Source organism: Butyricicoccus pullicaecorum DSM 23266 (assembly GCF_900167005.1).
GTDB lineage: Bacteria > Bacillota > Clostridia > Oscillospirales > Butyricicoccaceae > Butyricicoccus > Butyricicoccus pullicaecorum.
Genome location: NZ_FUXW01000001.1, coordinates 443246 through 463512, shown reverse-complemented (window position 1 = coordinate 463512; position 20267 = coordinate 443246). Strand labels below are relative to the sequence as shown.

The 20267-nt window shown below is 56.5% G+C and carries 19 protein-coding genes; 6 read left to right on the top strand and 13 right to left on the bottom strand.

The genetic code is table 11. The features are described 5' to 3' along the window. The first annotated feature begins 71 nt into the window (after window positions 1–71). The 4 genes from hrcA to dnaJ all read left to right on the top strand — a co-directional run bounded on the left by hrcA (window position 72) and on the right by dnaJ (window position 4794). Window positions 72–1109 carry a heat-inducible transcriptional repressor HrcA gene (gene hrcA / locus B5D52_RS02305; RefSeq protein ID WP_016147560.1) on the top strand — a complete coding sequence of 346 codons (1038 nt, stop codon included), beginning with the start codon at window positions 72–74 and terminating at the stop codon, window positions 1107–1109. 13 nt (window positions 1110–1122) lie between these two features. Beyond that, complete coding sequence (gene grpE / locus B5D52_RS02300) at window positions 1123–1665, top strand: nucleotide exchange factor GrpE (protein WP_016147561.1); 543 nt, start codon at window positions 1123–1125, stop codon at window positions 1663–1665. Window positions 1666–1713: 48 nt separating this feature from the next. Continuing rightward, window positions 1714–3552 (top strand): molecular chaperone DnaK, encoded by a 1839-nt coding sequence (gene dnaK / locus B5D52_RS02295; RefSeq protein ID WP_016147562.1) that lies wholly within the window; start codon window positions 1714–1716, stop codon window positions 3550–3552. Between the two features lie 84 nt (window positions 3553–3636). Further along, the gene (dnaJ, locus tag B5D52_RS02290; protein WP_016147563.1) at window positions 3637–4794 is read left to right on the top strand and encodes a molecular chaperone DnaJ; all 1158 of its coding nucleotides are present in this window, start codon (window positions 3637–3639) and stop codon (window positions 4792–4794) included. A gap of 54 nt (window positions 4795–4848) precedes the next feature. Here the strand turns inward: dnaJ and B5D52_RS02285 are convergent, their stop codons facing one another. From B5D52_RS02285 to B5D52_RS02275, 3 genes are all read right to left on the bottom strand, one after another. Further along, window positions 4849–6213, bottom strand: coding sequence for a citrate/2-methylcitrate synthase (locus B5D52_RS02285; protein ID WP_016147564.1), 1365 nt, complete (start codon window positions 6211–6213; stop codon window positions 4849–4851). A gap of 186 nt (window positions 6214–6399) precedes the next feature. Next, the gene (locus tag B5D52_RS02280) at window positions 6400–6894 is read right to left on the bottom strand and encodes a DUF6773 family protein (RefSeq protein WP_016147565.1); all 495 of its coding nucleotides are present in this window, start codon (window positions 6892–6894) and stop codon (window positions 6400–6402) included. A 15-nt stretch (window positions 6895–6909) separates the two neighbouring features. Further along, a complete protein-coding gene (locus B5D52_RS02275; protein ID WP_016147566.1) occupies window positions 6910–7104 on the bottom strand; it encodes a helix-turn-helix transcriptional regulator in 195 nt (64 codons plus the stop codon). Window positions 7105–7254: 150 nt separating this feature from the next. On the opposite strand from B5D52_RS02275, the gene B5D52_RS02270 reads away from it, so the two are divergent. Then, window positions 7255–7710 (top strand): lipoprotein, encoded by a 456-nt coding sequence (locus B5D52_RS02270; RefSeq protein WP_016147567.1) that lies wholly within the window; start codon window positions 7255–7257, stop codon window positions 7708–7710. Between the two features lie 200 nt (window positions 7711–7910). Here B5D52_RS02270 and tadA read toward each other — a convergent pair whose 3' ends face one another. Continuing rightward, entirely contained in the window at window positions 7911–8420 is a 510-nt protein-coding gene (gene tadA, locus B5D52_RS02265; protein WP_016147568.1) for a tRNA adenosine(34) deaminase TadA, read from the bottom strand. Window positions 8421–8501: 81 nt separating this feature from the next. On the opposite strand from tadA, the gene B5D52_RS02260 reads away from it, so the two are divergent. Beyond that, the gene (locus tag B5D52_RS02260) at window positions 8502–9809 is read left to right on the top strand and encodes an alanine/glycine:cation symporter family protein (RefSeq protein ID WP_016147569.1); all 1308 of its coding nucleotides are present in this window, start codon (window positions 8502–8504) and stop codon (window positions 9807–9809) included. Between the two features lie 73 nt (window positions 9810–9882). Here the strand turns inward: B5D52_RS02260 and B5D52_RS02255 are convergent, their stop codons facing one another. The 9 genes from B5D52_RS02255 to rpsL form a co-directional block, all read right to left on the bottom strand. Further along, window positions 9883–11058: an SHOCT domain-containing protein gene (locus B5D52_RS02255; RefSeq protein ID WP_178139588.1), complete on the bottom strand. Its 1176-nt coding sequence runs from the start codon at window positions 11056–11058 to the stop codon at window positions 9883–9885. Between the two features lie 95 nt (window positions 11059–11153). After that, entirely contained in the window at window positions 11154–12182 is a 1029-nt protein-coding gene (gene mreB / locus B5D52_RS02250; protein WP_040332527.1) for a rod shape-determining protein, read from the bottom strand. Window positions 12183–12347: 165 nt separating this feature from the next. Then, complete coding sequence (locus tag B5D52_RS02245; RefSeq protein WP_016147572.1) at window positions 12348–13004, bottom strand: ComF family protein; 657 nt, start codon at window positions 13002–13004, stop codon at window positions 12348–12350. Next, a complete protein-coding gene (gene recD2, locus B5D52_RS02240; protein ID WP_016147573.1) occupies window positions 13001–15232 on the bottom strand; it encodes an SF1B family DNA helicase RecD2 in 2232 nt (743 codons plus the stop codon). Before recD2 ends, B5D52_RS02245 begins: the two co-directional genes overlap by 4 nt. Next, window positions 15174–15533, bottom strand: coding sequence for a hypothetical protein (locus tag B5D52_RS02235; RefSeq protein ID WP_016147574.1), 360 nt, complete (start codon window positions 15531–15533; stop codon window positions 15174–15176). The genes recD2 and B5D52_RS02235 overlap by 59 nt, the downstream gene beginning before the upstream one ends. Before the next feature lie 121 nt (window positions 15534–15654). Further along, the gene (gene tuf, locus B5D52_RS02230) at window positions 15655–16857 is read right to left on the bottom strand and encodes an elongation factor Tu (protein WP_016147575.1); all 1203 of its coding nucleotides are present in this window, start codon (window positions 16855–16857) and stop codon (window positions 15655–15657) included. Between the two features lie 115 nt (window positions 16858–16972). Beyond that, complete coding sequence (gene fusA / locus B5D52_RS02225; RefSeq protein WP_016147576.1) at window positions 16973–19057, bottom strand: elongation factor G; 2085 nt, start codon at window positions 19055–19057, stop codon at window positions 16973–16975. Between the two features lie 31 nt (window positions 19058–19088). After that, a complete protein-coding gene (gene rpsG, locus B5D52_RS02220) occupies window positions 19089–19559 on the bottom strand; it encodes a 30S ribosomal protein S7 (protein WP_016147577.1) in 471 nt (156 codons plus the stop codon). A 285-nt stretch (window positions 19560–19844) separates the two neighbouring features. Next, window positions 19845–20264: a 30S ribosomal protein S12 gene (rpsL, locus tag B5D52_RS02215; RefSeq protein WP_016147578.1), complete on the bottom strand. Its 420-nt coding sequence runs from the start codon at window positions 20262–20264 to the stop codon at window positions 19845–19847. Window positions 20265–20267: the final 3 nt, after the last annotated feature.

Here is a 20267-nt window from a genome sequence, read left to right as displayed (position 1 = left end):
GTAAATTAAGTTTAGCACTCAGAGATACCGAGTGCTAACAAGAACATCAGACATAAAGGAGCATTGGCAAAGTGGAGCTTTCCGAACGCAAACAGCAAATTCTCAAAGCGATCATTGCCGAATATATCCGCACGGCCGAGCCGGTCGGCTCCAAGGCGCTTGCCGCCCTTCCCGAGCTGTCCTTCTCCTCCGCCACCATCCGAAATGAGATGAGTGAGCTCGAGGAAATGGGCTACCTCGAAAAGCCGCACACCTCCGCCGGACGCGTCCCTTCCCACAAGGGCTACCGCTTCTACGTCGATCATCTGATGCGCCGCCCTGAGGTCTTCCCCGCCGGTCTGAGCGATCAAACCGCGCTGATGACCCTCAAGGAAAAAGAACTCGACCGCCTGATTCAGGAGGCCGGACGGCTCATCTCCTCGCTGACCGATTACGCCGCCGTCGCGGTCACTCCGCACCTATCGCGTGTGACCATTCGGCAGTTTGAGCTCATCCCGGTCAACGACACCACCTACGTCATCGTCATCCTCACCGACGCCAACGTGGTCAAGAACAAACTCGTCCACACAGCCGCGCCGGTCACCAAGGAACAGGCTGAGCTTTTAACCTACGTGCTCAACCAGACGCTGACCGCCATCCCCATGGCGCAGATCACCGCCGAGCGCTTCGACGTCGTCCGCCGCGCCGCAGGGCTGACCGCTCTGCTCGCACCGGTTGCCGAGTTCATTTCCGAACTGATCGAAGACTTGGGCAGTCAGAAGGTATTCCTCGAGGGCGCAAACAAGCTGCTGCGCTTCCCCGAATACCACGACACCAGCAAGGCGCAGACGCTGCTCGCCTACATGAGCGATGACAAAAAGCACCTCATTCCCTTACAGAAAGAGATCGACGGCGTTCAGATCTTCATCGGTGCGGAAAACGGCGAAAACCCGCTGTCCGACACCAGCATGATCTACGCCAAGTATGGAATCGGCGACATTGGTCAGGGCATCATCGGCATCGTCGGCCCCACCCGTATGGATTACGCATCGCTGTCCGCACGGCTGTCCGGCTTCGCCAAGGGCTTAAACCGCCTGATCGCTGAAACATTCTACGACGAAAATAAATAACCGAGGTATTGCAATGGCAAACGAAAAGGAAAATCTCCAGACCGAAGAGGAAGTGGAGACCGTTCAGACCGAAGCGGCAGATGAAACCGCTGAGACCCAGGCAGGAACGGAAGAGAGCGCACTGAGCGCACTGCAGGCGCAGTACGACGAGCTGAATGATCGCTACCTGCGTATGGCTGCCGAGTATGACAACTTCCGCAAGCGCAGCCGTGCCGAGCGCGACAGCGTACATGCAGAGGCCGTCGCTTACGCCGTCAAGGCGCTGCTGGCAACCGTCGACAACCTGTCCCGCGCATTGGCACAGCCCACCGAGGACGCTGCCTACAAGCAGGGCATCGAGATGACGTACAATCAGATGATGGAGAGCTTCCAGTCTCTGGGCGTCACCGAGATCGTCTCCGAGCCGGGCACGGTTTTCGATCCCAACCTGCACAATGCAGTCATGCACATCGATGACGACTCGTTCGGTGAGAACGTCATTGCGGAAGTCTTCCAGAAGGGCTTCCAGCTTGGCGACAAGGTCATCCGTCACGCGATGGTCAAGGTTGCAAACTAAAATTTGTTAAAAAAACATCTGTTTTTATTAGATAAGGAGTCTTGAATTATGGGCAAGATTATTGGTATTGACTTAGGTACCACCAACAGCTGCGTCGCCGTTATGGAAGGCGGCGAGCCGACTGTTATCGCAAACGCTGAAGGCGCACGTACCACCCCGTCGGTCGTCGCTTTCTCCAAGACTGGCGAGCGCATGGTTGGCCAGGTTGCAAAGCGTCAGGCTGTTACCAACGCTGACCGCACTATCAGCTCGATCAAGCGTCACATGGGCTCGGATTACCGTGTTTCCATCGACGACAAGCAGTATTCTCCCCAGGAGATCTCGGCAATGGTTCTGCAGAAGCTGAAGGCTGACGCAGAGGCTTACATCGGTTCTCCGGTTACCCAGGCTGTCATCACCGTTCCGGCATACTTCACCGACTCGCAGCGTCAGGCAACCAAGGACGCTGGTAAGATCGCAGGTCTGGAAGTTCTGCGTATCATCAACGAGCCGACCGCTGCTGCACTGGCTTACGGCGTTGATAAGGAAACCGAGCAGAAGATCATGGTTTACGACCTCGGCGGCGGTACCTTCGATGTATCCATTCTGGATATCGGCGACGGCGTTCTGGAAGTTCTGGCAACCGCTGGTAACAACCACCTGGGCGGCGACGACTTCGACCAGCGCATCATGAACTGGATGGTTCAGGAGTTCAAGAACAAGGAAGGCATCGACCTGTCGGCTGACAAGATGGCTATGCAGCGCCTGAAGGAAGCTGCTGAGAAGGCAAAGATCGAGCTGTCCGGCATGACCTCCACCTCGATCAACCAGCCGTACATCACGGCTGATGCAACCGGCCCGAAGCACCTCGAGCTGACCCTGACCCGTGCAAAGTTCAACGAGCTGACCGCAGACCTCGTTGAGGCAACCATGGGCCCGGTTCGTCAGGCAATGAGCGACGCTGGCCTGCAGTCCGGCGATCTGGCAAAGGTTCTGCTGGTTGGCGGTTCCTCCCGTATCCCGGCTGTTCAGGAAGCTGTTAAGAACATCACCGGCAAGGAAGGCTTCAAGGGCATCAACCCCGACGAGTGCGTTGCAATCGGCGCAGCAATCCAGGGCGGCGTCCTGGGCGGCGAAGTCAAGGACGTTCTGCTGCTCGACGTTACCCCGCTGTCTCTGGGCATTGAGACCCTGGGCGGCGTATGCACCCGTCTGATCGAGCGCAACACCACCATCCCGACCAAGAAGAGCCAGGTATTCTCCACCGCAGCTGACAATCAGCCCTCTGTTGAGATTCATGTCCTGCAGGGCGAGCGTGAGATGGCTGCCGGCAACAAGACCCTTGGCCGCTTTACCCTCGACGGCATCGCTCCGGCTCCCCGTGGCGTTCCGCAGATCGAGGTTACCTTCGACATCGATGCAAACGGCATCGTAAACGTCTCCGCGAAGGATCTGGGCACCGGCAAGGAGCAGAAGATCACCATCACCGCTTCTTCCAACCTGTCCCAGGAAGAGATCGACAAGGCTATGCGTGAGGCTGAGCAGTTCGCTGCTGAGGACAAGAAGCGCAAGGAAGAAGTCGATGCACGCAACAGCGCAGAGCAGCTGGTATTCCAATCTGAGAAGGCAATGAACGAGCTTGGCGACAAGATCAGCGCAGACGAGAAGAGCGCTGTACAGGCTGAGATCGATAAGGTGAAGGAAGCTCTCAAGGGCACCGACACCGAGATGATCAAGATGGCATCCGACTCCCTGTCCAAGAAGTTCGGCGAGATCGCACAGAAGATCTACGCACAGCAGGCTCCGCAGGGTGACCCGAACATGGGCGGCCAGCAGGCCGGCGGTGCGCAGGGCGCACAGGGCGACTTTGTGGACGCTGACTTCACCGAAGTGAAGGACGAGAAGTAAGACACACGGAACATAAGGCGGAAAGGATGTCCTGACATCCTTTCCGTTTTCCGCTGTCTATCCCACTGTGCGAGGTAAATCTACATGGCTGATAAAAGAGACTATTATGAAGTGCTTGGCGTGGCAAAGGGTGCGTCCGACGACGAGATCAAGAAAGCGCACCGCAAACTCGCCAAGAAATACCACCCCGACTTAAACCGCGACAATCCGGAAGCGGCTGAAAAGTTCAAGGAACTCAACGAGGCTTACGAGGTTCTGTCCGATAAGGACAAGCGTGCAAAGTACGATCAGTTCGGCTTCGCCGGTGTTGACCCCAACTACGGCGCAGGCCAGGGCGGCTTTGGCGGCGGCTTCGGCGGCTTTGACATGGGCGATCTGGGCGATATCTTCGGCTCGTTCTTTGGCGGCGGCTTCGGCGGCAGCTCGTCCCGTTCGCGCCGCAATGCACCCCAGCGCGGCGAAACCCTCCAGCAGCGCATCATGCTCTCCTTTGAGGAAGCTGCGTTCGGCTGTGAGAAGGAAATCACCATTAACCGCACCGAGTCCTGTGACGAGTGCGGCGGCACGGGTGCGGAAAAGGGTACTTCGGTCGAGACCTGCTCGAACTGTCACGGTTCTGGCGTCGTGATGCAGACCCAGCGCACCCCGCTCGGTATGTTCCAGACCCAGGGCGCTTGTCCGAACTGCCGCGGTACCGGTAAGATCATCCGCAAGCCCTGTAAGAAGTGCGGCGGCACCGGCAAGATGCGCAAGAGCCGCACGCTCAAGGTCAAGATCCCGGCTGGTATCGATGACGGTCAGTCCATCCAGCTGCGCGGTCAGGGCAACGCCGGCGTAAACGGCGGCCCGAGCGGCGACGTCATCGTCACCATCTCCATCCGTCCCCATCCGCTCTTCACCCGCGATGGCAACAACGTCATCTGCGAGATCCCGATCTCCTTCCCGCAGGCAGCACTCGGCGATACCCTGCAAGTGCCGACCATCGACGGCAAGGTCGAATACACCATCCCTGAGGGCACCCAGACCGGTACGGTCTTCCGCCTGCGCGGCAAGGGTATTCAGAACGTCAACGGACGCGGACGCGGCGATCAGTATGTGCGTGTCAACATCGAAGTTCCCACCCATCTGACCGACCATCAGAAGCGTCTGCTGCGCGACTTTGAGGCTTCCACCACCGATGAAAACCAGACCCAGCGCAAGGGTTTCTGGGATAAGGTCAAGGACGCATTCAAGGGCGAATAAGACAAATCCATACAAAAAGCAATCCCCCGATCGACGTTAGATCGGGGGATTTTTTTAACGCTCGCTGAGCGGAGTATACTCATGTTCTTCGGCAACCGTCCGATAAGCCGGGCGGATGATCTTGTCGACGTTGATAAGCTCTTCCAGGCGGTGTGCGCTCCAGCCGACGATACGTGCGATGGCGAACATCGGCGTGTAGAGTTCATACGGCAGGTCGAGCATGGAGTAAACGAAACCGGAATAGAAGTCCACGTTTGCACTGACGCCCTTGTAAATACGTCGCTCCTCGGCGATGACCTCGGGTGCGAGGTTTTCCACCATGGTATAGAGCGCAAAATCGCTGTCTCTTCCCTTCTCATGTGCGAGTTTTTCGACGAAGGACTTGAAAATCTGCGCACGCGGGTCGGAAATCGAATAGACCGCATGGCCCATACCGTAGATCAGTCCCTTCTGGTCGAAGGCCTGACGATTCAAGATCTTGCGCAGGTATTCCTTGACTGCCTCCTGATCGGTGGGATCAGATACATGCTGTTTAATATCGTCAAACATCTGCACGACCTTGATATTTGCACCGCCGTGCTTGGGTCCCTTGAGGCTGCCCATAGCGGCCGCGATGGCCGAATAGGTATCAGTACCCGACGAGGTGACAACGTGAGTGGTAAAGCTCGAGTTGTTGCCGCCGCCGTGCTCCATGTGCAGGACCAGTGCGAGGTCGAGCACCTGCGCTTCGAGGGGGGTATACTTCATGTCCGGACGCAGCATACGCAGAAAGTTACCGGCGGTCGAGAGCGTATCGTCGGGGTAATGGATGTACAGACTGCCGCCCTTTTCATAGTGATTGTAGGCGTGGTAGGCGTAAACCGCGATCATCGGGAATACCGAAATGAGCATCAGACACTGGCGCAGCACGTTGGGCAGGCTGATATCGTCGGCATTGTTATCGTAAGATGCGAGTGTCAGAACGCTGCGCGACATCTTGTTCATAATGTCGTGCGAGGGTGCTTTCATGATCACATCACGCGTGAAGTTGGTCGGCAGCGTGCGTCCCTTGGCCAGCAGAGACTTGAATGTCTCAAGCTCGGCCTTGTCCGGCAGTCGTCCGAACAGCAGCAGATATGCGGTCTCTTCGTATCCCTTGCGGCCATCCTTCAGGAAACCGCGCACCAGGTCTTTGATATCATAGCCTCGATAACGCAGTTCGCCCGGAATGGGTACTTTGACGCCGTCCACTTGCTTGCTGGAAATGATGGACGAAATATTGGTCAGTCCGGCCAGCACGCCCACGCCGTCCAGGTCACGCAATCCGCGCTTCACATCGTATTCCCGATAGAGTTCGGTCGGTATATTGGTATGTTCACGACAGACGCCCGCCAGTGTCTCGATCTCCGGTGTAACCGTCAGCATTCCTTCCTGCGGCATTCTAGTTCTCCTCCTTTTGTATCACATTTGCTCTTTTGTACTTTATCGTATGAATATATAATACCACGCGATATCGACACTTTCATCTCAAAACCATCACATTTTCGTGAATAAATTATGAACAAAAAACAAGCGGATGCATCAATACACCCGCTTGTCTAGACAAAATTGCAATTTTTATGCGATTTATTGCGCATCCTCCGCATCGTACATCTGCGCTCTGCGGCGCTTGGCGATGCGGAAACTGAGGTAAGTCACCGGCATGACGCACACGACCATACAGACCACAAACGAGACCAGCATAATCGCATAAGCCAGCGGCGAACCTTCTCCCCTGAGTGCGCGCAGAACACAGGCAATCAGACCGATGGCTGCTCCGGCGGCGACCGATTCCAGCAGATAGTGCTTCCACGGGAAGGTATCCGCCTCAGCGTATCCAGACTCGTCATCCATGAGTCCCTTGCGCCACAGCATGACAAGTGCTGCCAGGTTAACCCCAATGACTACGATCACTTCCAGACCGATATACCGGAATGCCTCAAACCCGGCCGGTACACTGCCGCTGTACAGCTTGAGAAACAGGTCAATCAACAGCCCCGCGTTAAACAGATAATAGGCGATGCGGTATACCTGTCCAACCTCGTGCACGATGCGTTCATCCACAACTTTTTTATGTGTCATCTTGGTGACCTCCTATCATTCTTCCCAAAACAGTTCGTCCAATGTCTTTCCCAATGTCTTGCAAATGGCGATACACAGGTTGAGGGTGGGATTATATCCGCCCGCCTCGATCAAGCCGATGGTCTGTCGGGTCACGCCCACGGCCTCGGCCAGCTGGGCTTGTGACAGATCCTTCTCAATTCGTGCGAGCTTGAGCCGTTTATTTTTCATGCGCTCACCTCTCTCTGTGCTTACAGTATAATCTTTATCTTCCATTATGTCAACTATATATTGCATTATAGTTTTTATATTTTGCATCTGTGTTTGATGGAACTTTTTTCCGCGTCCTATCGTCTATTGAAATAGAAAGGTGGGAGATCGATGAAAAAATGGTTTTTGGGACTGCTCGCTGCGGCACTTCTGAGCGGCTGTGCAGGCAATGCAGGCAATACGCAGACTGCGGACGAGATCGCGCAGGCACTGGACACGCAGGGGTTGACCGGTACGGTGGAGACCGCTTCACAGAGCCGGATACAGACCCTGATCGGTACGCCCTACACCTACACGACCGAGGACGGTGCACAGATCGGTGTGTTTGTCTATAAAGACACCGATGCGGCGCAGGCTGATGCTGCCTGTGTGAGTGCTGACGGAGCCGGATATGACCGGGAAAGTACTGACGGTACAGGATACAATGTACGAACCAGCTGGGCCGATGCACCGCATTTCTATCGCAAGGACAATATCATTTTGCGGTATATTGGCAGTGACGCGGATGTTTTAACGGCGCTGGAAGCCGTGTGTGGCGCACAGTTTGCGGGAAGTGCTGCGGAATAAAAGAAAGACCGTCTCGATGAGAGACGGTCTTTTTGTGTTTTGGGATTGCGCGTCTGCGGACGCGCTTTTTAATTCTTTTTTTAGTTGATTTTCGCAGAAGCGAAAATCAAAAAGGGGATTCCGTGTCCTGCGGGACACGGCTCAGGGCGCTGCCCTGAGAACCCGCAAACCTTTGAAAAGGTTTGATCGAAACTTCAGTGTCAGATTTCGTTCAGATCGTTCATTTGGGCTTGTTTGCGCAGTTGTTTTTCCAATTTTTTGCGTTCACGCAGCTGACGGAAGAACTTTTGCAATTCCTCGGTGCATTCCTGTTCCATTAGACCTGAAACGAGTTCGGGTTTATGATTATAGGGCAGGTCAAAGAGATTGACGACCGAGCCGCACGACCCGGCTTTGAGGTCGGGTGCGCCGTAGTAGACGGTCTTAATGCGGGCGTTAATGATCGCGCCGGTGCACATGGGACAGGGTTCAAGGGTGACGTACAGATCGCACTGGTGCAGCCGCCAGCCGCCCAGTTTTTTGCACGCCTTGTGAATGGCTTCGATCTCCGCATGGCCGAGCGCGTCCTTTTTGGTTTCCCGTCGGTTGCGTCCGCGTCCGACGATCACGCCGTCGCGCACCACGACGCAGCCCACCGGCACCTCGCCTTCGGCAGCCGCCTTGCGTGCGAGTTTGAGCGCGGCATTCATAAATTTTTCGTGTTCGGTCATGGTGTCCTCCTGTCGGTTTTTGCCTGACTATCATACCATATTTTTCGCATATCGGCCAGCCCATGCACATAAAAAAGAAGCATGGAATGGATTTTGAAACTGCGTTATACGCTCTGGGGACCGTTCACCGTCGTGCTCATCGCCGCAACCGGTCTCCTGCTCACCCTGCGCACTCGCGGGGTACAATTTTGGTGCGTCGGTCAGCTCTTGCGCCCGTCATCCACGCGCCGACAGGACGGCATCACGCCTTTTCAAGCGCTGTGCACCTCGCTGGGCGGTACACTGGGCGTGGGCAATCTGGCCGGGGTTGCGTCCGCACTCACGCTTGGCGGTCCGGGTGCGGTGTTCTGGATGCTGATCGCCGCCTTTCTGGGCATGGCGACCAAGTACAGCGAGCTTGTACTCGCGGTCAAATACCGCATCCGCACGCCTGAGCCGCTTGGCGGGCCAATGGTCTATCTGTCCCGCGGCGCGGGTCTGCCCGGTCTTGCAAAGGTCTTTGCGATCTGCTGTGTGATCTCGGCACTGGGCACGGGTGCCGCCGCACAGGGCAGCGCCATTGCAGAAGCGCTCACGCCCATCGTTCCCCTGCCCCGTGGTCTGATTGCGCTGTCTGTCAGTCTGCTCCTTCTGCCCATTCTGCGCGGCGGCGGCAAGCGCATTGCGCGCGCGTCAGCGGTACTCGTCCCGATCATGACTGTAAGCTACCTTGTGGCTGGCGGGTGGGTACTGATCACGCATGCGTCCGAAATTCCGTCTGCCCTGGCGCTGATCGTATCCAACGCGATGGAACCGCTTGCCTGCGGCAGTGGACTGATCGGTTTACTGACCGCGCGCACGATCTCGGACGGGTTTGCAAAGGGTATCTTTTCCAACGAGGCCGGTATGGGTTCTGCACCTATCGCACACGGCTCGTCGGACTGTGAATCGCCCTGTGCCGAAGGCATGCTGGGCGCGGTCGAGGTATTTGTAGACACCTGTGTCGTCTGTCTGCTGACCGCGCTGGTGCTGCTCACGACAGGCGCATGGCAGAGCGGTGCCGACGGTCTGACCATGACCACACGTGCATTTTCCACCGTTCTGGGCGATGCTGCACCGTGGTTTATCGGGATTACTGTGGTCTTTCTGGCGGTCTCGACCGTGCTGGGCTGGAGCTTTTACGGTCTAGCCTGTCTCAAGTGGCTGGGCGCAAGGCCGGCGCTGTTGTCGCTCTATCCGGTCGGGATCGTGTGTTCGGCCGCGCTTGCCGGCTGTATCCCACTGACCGCACTCCTGCTCGTCACCGACATTACGGCCGCCTGCATGTCCTTCCCCAACCTCATCGGCCTTTGGACGCTGTCAGGTGAGGTATCCACCGAAACACGGCGTTTTCTCGCTCGACGGAAATAAGATCTCCCATACGTGTATTCTGCCATCCCTCTGACCAAAACACAAAACTTGTGTTTTAAGGAGGGATGGTTTTTTATATCTTTTCGAGCAGCCGTACCTTTGCTGCGTCGTACTCTTCCCGACTCAGATATCCACGGTCGACCAGATCAGCCAGGATTTTGAGCTGTTCCACCGGGGTCGGCTCGCGTCCCTGCACAGTCTGCGGTACTTTTGCAGCCTGCAACGGCAGCTTGTCAAATTCCTTTTCGGGCATGAGCTGACGCAGGCTGTCCAGCGAGCTGTACGACAGTTTGAGCATGCGCCCGTCTGCCATCATAAGCTCGGTGTAGCGCGAATCATGTTCAATCTTCTCGGTGTGCACGGGTGTGACCGAAACAGCATCCTCCAGAAAGCCCACATGCGTCAGGTGCGGCCGCCAACAGGCGCCATAGTCAAACTCGACTTCTCCGCCCGAGGTGATATACTCGTGCGACAGTTCGCCCTGTGCCCGGTAATAAGTAATCGCGGACACCTTCCAGTGCCAGACCTCCAAAAATTCCGGCTTGCGCGCGTACAGGGTCGGTGGCTGGTAAAAATACAGGTCGTCACCCTCGCGCCACATGTCATATCGTCCGGACGGGCATCCAGCCGGTGGGTTTTCTCGGGAAAAGACGACCGAACAGTCCGGGCCGTCCCACAGGTCAAACAGTGCATGCGCGGATACAACATCGGGATATTTGGCAAAAAACGTACATGCGCGGTGCAGATCATGCGCCCTGAGTACAGCGGTCTGTTCCCCTGTCAGCATGACTTCAAATTTCGGCCACTGGAAGAACAGGTGGTCTCCCTCCTCTTTGACCGGCTCACGCACCGGCGGCGTGTGTTCCAAGCGGTAAGCAGTGCGCGGCAAGCGAATTTCGATCAGTCGGTCAAGGGCCTCAGGTTCAGAAAAATCATAAGGGTTGACCTCCGGAAACAACGCGAAAGCATCCGAATCGATACGCAGACGCACGCATCTATAATTGGAATTGACTTCCGGAAACTGTACGTATGTATTCGTGTCGACGGGCAGCTGTACGCCTGCATAGGGCAGCCACGACTGCCCCTCGAGGCAGTCCAGTTCAATCGTATCCCCAACATCACGGAACGCCGTGCGGCGATCATCGTACGCATTTCTCGCGGCGTACAGCCGTTCCTGCTGCACGTCCTTATCGGTTTTCTCTTCTCGCAGTCCAAACAGACCCATCATCTTACCTCCTCGTAAACGCAAAAAGCAGCGCCGAAAAAGGCGCTGCTTTTGCCATATCCGCCTGCACGCCCTTTTCGGGTGACAAAGCGGTCAAAAATTCTTGATTTGTGTAAAAATCATCCCATCATCTGACGGCGACGGGACAGATTCATGGTGCCATCCTGCATGGATGCCAGCTGATCGAGGCACTTACCGGTGCCGTAAGCGACGCACGAGATGGCTTCCTCAGCCACGTGGGTCGGGATGCCGGTCTTGGCTGCAATGAGCTTGTCAAAGCCCCAGATCAGCGAACCGCCGCCGGTCATAACGATACCGTTGGTCGAGATATCGCCGGTCAGCTCGGGAGGCGTGCGCTCGAGTACGGTGTGTACCGCCTCAACGATGGAAGTCGTGACCTCCTCGAATGCCTCGAGCACCTCGGTCGAGGTGACGGTAAAGGTGCGCGGCAGGCCGGTCATCAGGCAGCGGCCCTTGATCTCCATGGAAACCTCCTCGAGACGCGGATAGACACAGCCGATCTGCATCTTGATCTCTTCTGCCGTGCGCTCACCGATGAGCACATTGTGCTTGCGGCGGATGAATTTGATGATGGCCTCGTCAAACTTATCGCCTGCAATCTTGATGGACGTGGACTCAACGATACCGCCCAGCGAAATAACCGCAATGTCGGTCGTACCGCCGCCGATGTCGACGATCATGTTGCCGTTGGGCTGGGCAATGTCAATGCCCGCACCGATGGCAGCCGCAAGCGGCTCCTCAACCAGGAACACGCGCTTTGCACCAGCCTGCGTGCCTGCGTCGATGACCGCACGTTCCTCGACCTCGGTGATGATGGACGGAACGCACATAACAACATTGGGCTTAAACAGACGGAAGCCCATGACCTTGCGGATAAACTCCTTGATCATGCGCTCGGTCATCTCATAGTCCGAGATAACGCCCTCGCGCATGGGACGGATGGCAACAATATTGCCCGGGGTACGTCCGAGCATTTTCTGCGCGCTCTCACCGACCGACAGGATCTTGCCGGTCTGCTTATCGACCGCGACAACAGAGGGCTCGTTTAACACGACGCCCTTTCCCTTTACATAAACAAGCACGGAAGCCGTGCCCAAATCAATACCAATATCGCTTGAAAAAATCATACGGTGACAACCAGCCTTTTCACATTCTGCGGGCAAATGCCCGGCCTCTGAAGCAATATATTCTCAGCTATTTATATTATAACTGCATTTTGGGCAAATGCAAGACTCGACCGAAATTTTCACGAATTATTCACGATTCTGCGGGCTGTTTTCCTACATTTTTCGTCACTTTTTTGCAGATGTGGGCGTTTGTGCCAGGCAGAGGAAAAACACCTCGGACGCACCCATCTGTCGCAGGATATCCACGCAGGATGCGGCGGTCGAACCGGTCGCCAGCACGTCATCGACCAACACCACGCGCTTACCGGTCAGGTCACAGCCTGGGACGGGCGCATAGGTGCGGTTGGCATTTTGCCGGCGAGCCGCGGCATCCTTCATGCGCAGCTGGGACTTGCCAAACCACGCCCGGCGCATGGTACGCACACAGGGCAGACCGCTACGCGCAGCGGCGTGCTTTGCCAGCACGTGTGCCAGATTAAACCCGCGCTTCCACCAGTGTCCGAGCGTGGTGGGCGCGTAGGTGATGAGATCGGGCTGCCAGTCGGGCAGTTTGCGCAGCAGGCAAGCCGCGACCAGACCACCGCCCCACTTGCCGAGTGCTGGCTTGTCGTGGTACTTGCAGTCGATGAGCACACGGCGCACCTTGTCCAGATACAGGAGCGCGGCCGCGCTGTCGGATGCGCCCTCGACTGGTTTGCCCTGTTCGCTTCGGTATCGCTCGCGCACCTCCTGTGCACACGACGGGCACAAAAGACCGCTTCCGGTCAGTCCGGTGTGACAGAGCACACAGCGCGGCGGGAAGAATAAGTCAAACAGCTTCATACTTGTTCGGGGTCGATCATGCGCAGACGGGTGCGCAATGCCGAATAGCGCTTGTTTCGTGCGTTGGTCTTGACCATATACTCGATGGCGTCCCCATTGCCCACCAGCACGAGCAGACGCTTTGCGCGGGTGATCGCGGTATACAAGATGGAGCGCGTGAGCAGACGCCGGGACATGCCGTTCGACACAGCCACGACCACCGCCTCGAACTCACTGCCCTGCGCCTTATGTACGGTCATGGCGTAAGCAAGCTCGAGTTCGCCCAGCATATCATAGGTATAGGTGGCAAATTTGTCGTCAAAGCGCACGATCAGGCATTCCTGAGCCGGATAAATCTGCGTGATCTCGCCCACGTCGCCGTTAAACATGCCCGTACCGGTCTCCGAGCCGTCCAGACTTTCCCACACGATATCATAGTTATTGCGCACCTGCATGACCCGGTCACCCTCGCGGAAGATGGTGTCACCGAATCGCTTTTCCGGCTTACTGGTTGCAGGTGGGTTGAGGGCTTCCTGAAGCATGCGGTTGAGCGGAATGGTGCCTGCGCCCTGCCGTCTGGCCGGGGACAGTACCTGAATCTGACTGGGGTTCAATCCGTAGTAGCGCGGCAGGCGTTCCTTGCACAGCGAGACCACAGTCGCCATGATATCGGCCGCATTGTCCTTTTTCATCACGAAAAAGTCACCGTCCTTGCGCGACGGTGCGGGCATCTGTCCGAGATTGATGGCGTGCGCGTTCATAACGATATCGCTCTGCTGTGCCTGACGGAAAATTTCGGTCAGCGCGATGACCGGCACGCAGCCCGAGCCGATCAGATCGCGCAGGAAGTTACCCGGTCCGACGGGCGGGAGCTGATCGGCGTCGCCTACCAGTACCAGACGTGCGCCCTGCGGCATGGCCTCGATGAGCGCCTGCATGAGTACCACGTCGACCATGGATACCTCGTCGAGCACGACCACGTCGCATTCGAGCGGATTGGTCGCGCAGCGCTGGAACGCCAGTCTGCCGCCGTTGGCGTACCCGGCTTCGAGCAGGCGGTGGATGGTCTTGGCCTCCATGCCGCACAGCTCGCTCAGGCGCTTGGCCGCACGGCCGGTCGGTGCGGCAAGCAGGACGGTCAGGCCCAATGCCTCGTACAAGTCCAGCATGCCGCGCACAGTGGTCGTCTTACCGGTACCCGGGCCACCAGTCAGGATAGTCACGCCGTACTTTGCCGCTGCCACGATGGCTTTGCGCTGGAGCGGTGCATAGTCAATGTCGGAGTCAGCTTCCAGCGAGGCCAGCAACTCCTCGAGATCGAAGTCGTACTGGTATTCGCGCTCAGCCATCACACGCAGGCTGTTCGCCAGATAGTCCTCGGCCTCGTGCATGACGCGCAGATAGACCGCGTCACGGTTGCAGATGAACTCACGCACAAGCTGGCCGTTGCTCTCCAGCCGCATGATGCCCTCCTCGACGCGCTCGGGCTCCATGACGACATCGTCATCACTCAGCAGGTCGGCTGCCGCCTTGACCAGCTTTTCTACCGGAATAAAGGTGTGTCCGTTGTCTAGGTTAAAGCGCATGGTATACAGGATACCTGCGTCACACCGCTCGGGAGACAGTCTGGGAATATCCAGATGAGCGGCCAGCTGGTCGGCCATATAAAACTCGATGCCGTAATATTCATCACACAGCATATACGGGTTTTCGCTCAGTGCGTCGACTGCTGCCACGCCCAGACGCTTATAGAGCAACGGCGTGAGCGAGACCGGCAAACCGTTTTCGGTCAAAAAGTCCATCAGCAGGCGCATTTCGCTCATCTCGGTGAACTGTTTGCCGATATCCCGCGCCTTGCGTGCGGTGATGCCGCGAATCTCGGTCAGGCGCTCGGGTTCGTTTTGCAGCACGTCGAAGGCCTCCGCGCCGAAGGTCTCGGCGATACGCATGGCGAGCTTGGGACCGATGCCGCGGATGAGTCCCGAGCCGAGATACTCTGCCACGCCACGGGCGGACTCGGGCAGGCGGCGCTCGAAGCTGTTTGCCTGGAACTGCTCGCCATAAGAAGGATGGGTGATCCAGGTGCCGTTACAGATCAGCTCCTCGCCCAGTCCGAGATTGGGGATGATGCCTGTCACCGTGACCTCCTCGCCGTCCCGGGCGAGCAGGCGCAAGACGACATAGCCGTTTTCAGTATTTTGAAACACGATCTGTGTGACCGTGCCATAAATTGTTTGCTGTTCCTGCACGTTGTCGGTTTCCTTTCCAATCCTGTTCGGACTGCGTTCCGGAACAGGAGAAATCCTCGCATGTGGTGCCGGTATCCACCCAGATGACGGTCAGACCGGGCAGAAATGTCCGTTTGGCCTGATCGATCTGGCGCAAAAGCTGTTCGGCCTCGGCGCTGTCGGGATCGAGGTAGAGATACAGCTCAGCTTTGCCGCGCACGCACACTGTACTATGAAAGATTATATCATAGACTGTTTTCAAAATGCAAATCAAGCCGGCTGCCGCCAGCATGCCCACTGCGCACTGTGCAAAAAATCCCATGCGCCCGCACCTCCTTACCGCATCCTATGCGCCTTGGGTGCAGTGCGTGAAAGGATAAAAAAAGCCCCTGCCTTTCGGCAGGGACTTTGTATCTTGTCATTGTGAGGCAAGGAAACGAAAATTACTCGTTAACCTTAACAACAACGCCGGAACCTACGGTACGGCCACCCTCACGGATAGCGAAACGCAGGCCTTCCTCGATAGCGATCGGGGTGATCAGCTCAACGTCCATCTCGACGTTATCGCCAGGCATGCACATCTCGGTGCCTTCCGGCAGAGAGATAACACCGGTTACGTCGGTGGTACGGAAGTAGAACTGGGGACGGTAGTTGTTGAAGAAAGGAGTATGACGGCCGCCCTCTTCCTTCTTCAGAACGTAAACCTGACCCTTGAACTTGGTGTGCGGATGAATGGTGCCGGGCTTAGCCAGAACCTGGCCACGCTCGATATCGGTCTTCTGGATACCACGGAGCAGAGCACCGATGTTGTCGCCAGCCTCAGCGTAGTCGAGCAGCTTGCGGAACATCTCGATACCGGTAACAACGGTCTTGCGGGGAGCGTCCATCAGGCCTACGATCTCAACTTCCTCGGACAGCTTCAGGATACCACGCTCTACACGGCCGGTAGCAACGGTACCACGACCGGTGATGGAGAATACGTCCTCGACAGGCATCAGGAAGGGCAGCTCGTCGTTACGAACCGGATCCGGGATATAGGAGTCAACAGCGTCCATCAGCTCACGGATGCAAGCATACTCGGGAGCGTTGGGATCGTTGGACTCGCAGGTCAGAACGTTCAGAGCGGAGCCACGGATTACCGGAACGTCGTCGCCCGGGAACTCGTAGGTGGACAGCAGCTCACGGATCTCCATCTCAACGAGGTCGAGCAGCTCGGGATCGTCAACCTGGTCAACCTTGTTCATGAATACAACAATGTAGGGAACGCCTACCTGACGAGCGAGCAGGATGTGCTCACGGGTCTGGGGCATCGGGCCGTCAGCAGAGGAAACAACCAGGATAGCGCCGTCCATCTGAGCAGCACCGGTGATCATGTTCTTAACGTAGTCAGCATGGCCCGGGCAGTCAACGTGAGCGTAGTGACGCTTAGCGGTCTGATACTCAACGTGAGCGGTGTTAATGGTAATGCCGCGCTCCTTCTCCTCGGGAGCCTTGTCGATTGCGTCGTATGCCTGATACTCAGCATCGCCAGCCATTGCCAGAACCTTGGTGATTGCCGCAGTCAGAGTGGTCTTACCGTGGTCGACGTGACCGATGGTACCAATGTTAAGATGCGGCTTATTACGTTCAAATTTTTCCTTAGCCATTTGAGAAAGCCTCCTTGTGTGTTTTTGGAATCGCTCTTATTGCAAAGAACGATCATCTAGAATAAGAGTCCAGTGATAAGACTATTCTAAAATACTTTCGCAAAAAAATCAACTATTAGTTGTCGTTTTTATTGCGTGCGTCGACAATTTTATCCTGTACGGACTTCGGAACCTCAGTGTAGTGGCTCGGCTGCATGGTGTACTGGCCACGGCCCTGGGTGCTCGAACGCAGAGCGGTTGCGTAACCGAACATCTCAGACAGCGGAACTGCTGCGGAGATTGCTTCTACGCCGCCGCGCGGCTCCATACCCTGGATCTGACCACGGCGAGCATTCAGGCCGCCGATAACGTCGCCCATGTAGTCCTCAGGAACCATTACGTCAACCTGCATGATGGGCTCCATCAGAACCGGATCAGCCTTGCGCATTGCTTCCTTGAACGCCATAGAACCAGCGATCTTAAACGCCATTTCAGAGGAGTCGACTTCGTGGAAGGAGCCATCGTACAGAGTAACCTTGACGTCAACAACCGGATAGCCGGCCAGAACGCCTGCCTGCATAGCACCCTGGATACCCTGGTTAACAGGCTCGATATATTCCTTCGGGATGGCACCGCCGACGATCTTGTTGATGAACTCGTAGCCCTTACCGGACTCGTTCGGCTCAACGATGATCTTGACGTGACCATACTGACCCTTACCACCAGACTGACGAGCGTACTTCATATCGACGTTCGCGTCGCGGCGGATGGTCTCCTTGTAAGCAACCTGCGGCTCACCTACGTTTGCCTCGACCTTGAACTCGCGAAGCAGACGGTCAACGATGATCTCGAGGTGCAGCTCGCCCATGCCAGCGATGATGGTCTGACCGGTTTCCTCATCGGTGTAGGTGCGGAAGGTCGGATCTTCTTCTGCCAGCTTAGCCAGCGCGATACCCATCTTCTCCTGACCAGCCTTGGTCTTGGGCTCGATTGCAACGCGGATAACCGGCTCCGGGAAGTTCATGGACTCCAGGATGATCGGGTGCTTCTCGTCGCAGAGGGTATCACCGGTGGTGGTATTCTTAAAGCCTACTGCCGCAGCGATATCGCCGGAGTAAACCATGTCGATATCCTTACGGGAGTTAGCGTGCATCTGCAGGATGCGACCCAGGCGCTCGCGCTGACCCTTGGTAGCGTTCAGTACAGAGGAACCTGCACCGATGGTACCGGAGTAAACGCGGAAGAAGGTCAGACGACCTACATACGGGTCGGTCATGATCTTGAACGCCAGAGCGGAGAACGGAGCATCGTCAGAAGACGGACGCTCGTCCTCTTCCTCGGTGTCCGGGTTAACGCCCTTGATTGCAGGAACGTCGGTCGGAGCGGGCATGTAGTCAACGACTGCGTCGAGCAGCAGCTGAACGCCCTTGTTGCGGTAAGCGGTACCGCACAGTACAGGGATAATCTGTACGTTGCAGACGCCCTTACGCAGAGCAGCCTTGATCTCCGGGATGGTCAGCTCTTCGCCCTCGAGGTACTTCATCATGAGGTCCTCGTCGAGCTCAGCAACTGCCTCGAGCAGAGCATCGTGGTACTCCTGAGCCTGATCCATCATGTCAGCCGGGATGTCCTCATCGCGGACGTCCTTACCGAGGTCATCATAGTAAACCTCAGCGCGCATGGTGATCAGGTCGATAACACCCTTGAAGGTGTCCTCAGCGCCGATCGGCAGCTGAATCGGAACCGCATTACACTTCAGGCGATCCTTCATCATGTCAACAACATTGAAGAAGTCAGCGCCCATGATGTCCATCTTATTGACGAACGCCATACGCGGAACGTGATACTCGTCAGCCTGATGCCAAACGGTCTCAGACTGCGGCTCTACGCCACCCTTTGCGCAGAATACGGTAACAGAACCGTCGAGTACGCGCAGGGAACGCTGTACCTCAACGGTGAAGTCAACGTGGCCCGGGGTGTCGATGATGTTGATGCGGTGATCCTTCCAGTGACAGGTGGTAGCAGCGGAGGTAATGGTAATACCACGCTCCTGCTCCTGCTCCATCCAGTCCATGGTAGCGGTACCGTCATGGGTATCGCCGATCTTGTAGTTTACGCCGGTGTAGTACAGAATACGCTCGGTCGTAGTGGTCTTACCGGCATCGATGTGCGCCATGATGCCGATATTTCTGGTTTTTTCAAGCGAATACTCTCTAGGCATATTGGCTCTCCTTTCAAATTCCTGCCGCTAATTAATAACGGTAGTGAGCGAATGCCTTGTTTGCCTCTGCCATCTTGTGCGTATCCTCACGCTTCTTGACAGAGCCGCCCAGATTGTTGCAAGCGTCCATGATCTCGCCAGCCAGACGCTCGCGCATGGTCTTCTCGCTGCGTGCGCGGGAGTACTTGGTGATCCAGCGCAGACCCAGGGTCTGACGACGCTCCGGGCGAACTTCCATCGGAACCTGGTAGGTAGCACCGCCTACACGGCGAGCCTTAACCTCCAGAGACGGCATGATATTTTCCATCGCCTCGGTAAAAACCTCCAGCGGCTCACGACCGGTCTTGTCGCGAACGATGTCAAAAGCACCATAAACGACCTTCTGCGCGACACCCTTCTTGCCGTCGAGCATGATAGAGTTTACCAGCTTGGTGACGAGCTTGGAGTTGTACATCGGATCGGGCAGAACGTCTCTCTTGGGAACATTTCCTCTTCTTGGCACTTTACTTCCCTCCTTCATATAGAAATGATTTCATTGGTACTCGGCACATTCTTTTCGTGCCGTTTTGCGCCTGTCCGGGTTTTCACTCGGAAAAACAGGACAAAGCGGTGGGCCGGTCTGCTCAAGGTTTGGGCAGACCGAACGGTTGCTTTGTGAAGCTGTGAAAAGCTCTCAAAGACTTTGATGCAGACAAATTTCCGGCAGGTTTTCGTAGAGACCGAGGACGAGGGCGCGGGGTTTAAGCCGCGCAGTCATCTATCGAACAATACGGAAACGAAATGCGGATTACTTGCCAGCCTTCGGGCGCTTTGCGCCGTACTTGGAGCGAGCCTGCTTGCGGTTTGCAACGCCCTGGGTATCCAGAGTGCCGCGGATGATGTGGTAACGTACGCCAGGCAGGTCCTTTACACGGCCGCCGCGAACCATTACAACAGAGTGCTCCTGCAGGTTGTGACCGATACCGGGGATGTAAGCAGATACCTCCATACCGTTGGTCAGCTTTACACGAGCGATCTTACGCAGTGCAGAGTTCGGCTTCTTGGGGGTCATGGTCTTAACGGTGGTGCAGACACCGCGCTTCTGCGGAGCAGACTGCTCGGTGGTCTTCTTCTTCAGAGAGTTCAGACCAACCTGGAGAGCAGGAGCGGTAGACTTTGCAACAACGGTCTCACGGCCCTTACGAACGAGCTGGTTAAAAGTAGGCATTCT

Excerpts from the sequence above, each read along its gene's own strand:
- grpE (WP_016147561.1), top strand. The coding sequence starts at position 1,123 with ATGGCAAACGAAAAGGAAAATCTCCAGACCGAAGAGGAAGTGGAGACC.
- dnaK (WP_016147562.1), top strand. The coding sequence starts at position 1,714 with ATGGGCAAGATTATTGGTATTGACTTAGGTACCACCAACAGCTGCGTC.
- dnaJ (WP_016147563.1), top strand. The coding sequence starts at position 3,637 with ATGGCTGATAAAAGAGACTATTATGAAGTGCTTGGCGTGGCAAAGGGT.
- B5D52_RS02285 (WP_016147564.1), bottom strand. The coding sequence starts at position 6,213 with ATGCCGCAGGAAGGAATGCTGACGGTTACACCGGAGATCGAGACACTG.
- B5D52_RS02280 (WP_016147565.1), bottom strand. The coding sequence starts at position 6,894 with ATGACACATAAAAAAGTTGTGGATGAACGCATCGTGCACGAGGTTGGA.
- B5D52_RS02275 (WP_016147566.1), bottom strand. The coding sequence starts at position 7,104 with ATGAAAAATAAACGGCTCAAGCTCGCACGAATTGAGAAGGATCTGTCA.
- B5D52_RS02270 (WP_016147567.1), top strand. The coding sequence starts at position 7,255 with ATGAAAAAATGGTTTTTGGGACTGCTCGCTGCGGCACTTCTGAGCGGC.
- tadA (WP_016147568.1), bottom strand. The coding sequence starts at position 8,420 with ATGACCGAACACGAAAAATTTATGAATGCCGCGCTCAAACTCGCACGC.
- B5D52_RS02260 (WP_016147569.1), top strand. The coding sequence starts at position 8,502 with ATGGAATGGATTTTGAAACTGCGTTATACGCTCTGGGGACCGTTCACC.
- mreB (WP_040332527.1), bottom strand. The coding sequence starts at position 12,182 with ATGATTTTTTCAAGCGATATTGGTATTGATTTGGGCACGGCTTCCGTG.
- B5D52_RS02245 (WP_016147572.1), bottom strand. The coding sequence starts at position 13,004 with ATGAAGCTGTTTGACTTATTCTTCCCGCCGCGCTGTGTGCTCTGTCAC.
- B5D52_RS02235 (WP_016147574.1), bottom strand. The coding sequence starts at position 15,533 with ATGGGATTTTTTGCACAGTGCGCAGTGGGCATGCTGGCGGCAGCCGGC.
- tuf (WP_016147575.1), bottom strand. The coding sequence starts at position 16,857 with ATGGCTAAGGAAAAATTTGAACGTAATAAGCCGCATCTTAACATTGGT.
- fusA (WP_016147576.1), bottom strand. The coding sequence starts at position 19,057 with ATGCCTAGAGAGTATTCGCTTGAAAAAACCAGAAATATCGGCATCATG.
- rpsL (WP_016147578.1), bottom strand. The coding sequence starts at position 20,264 with ATGCCTACTTTTAACCAGCTCGTTCGTAAGGGCCGTGAGACCGTTGTT.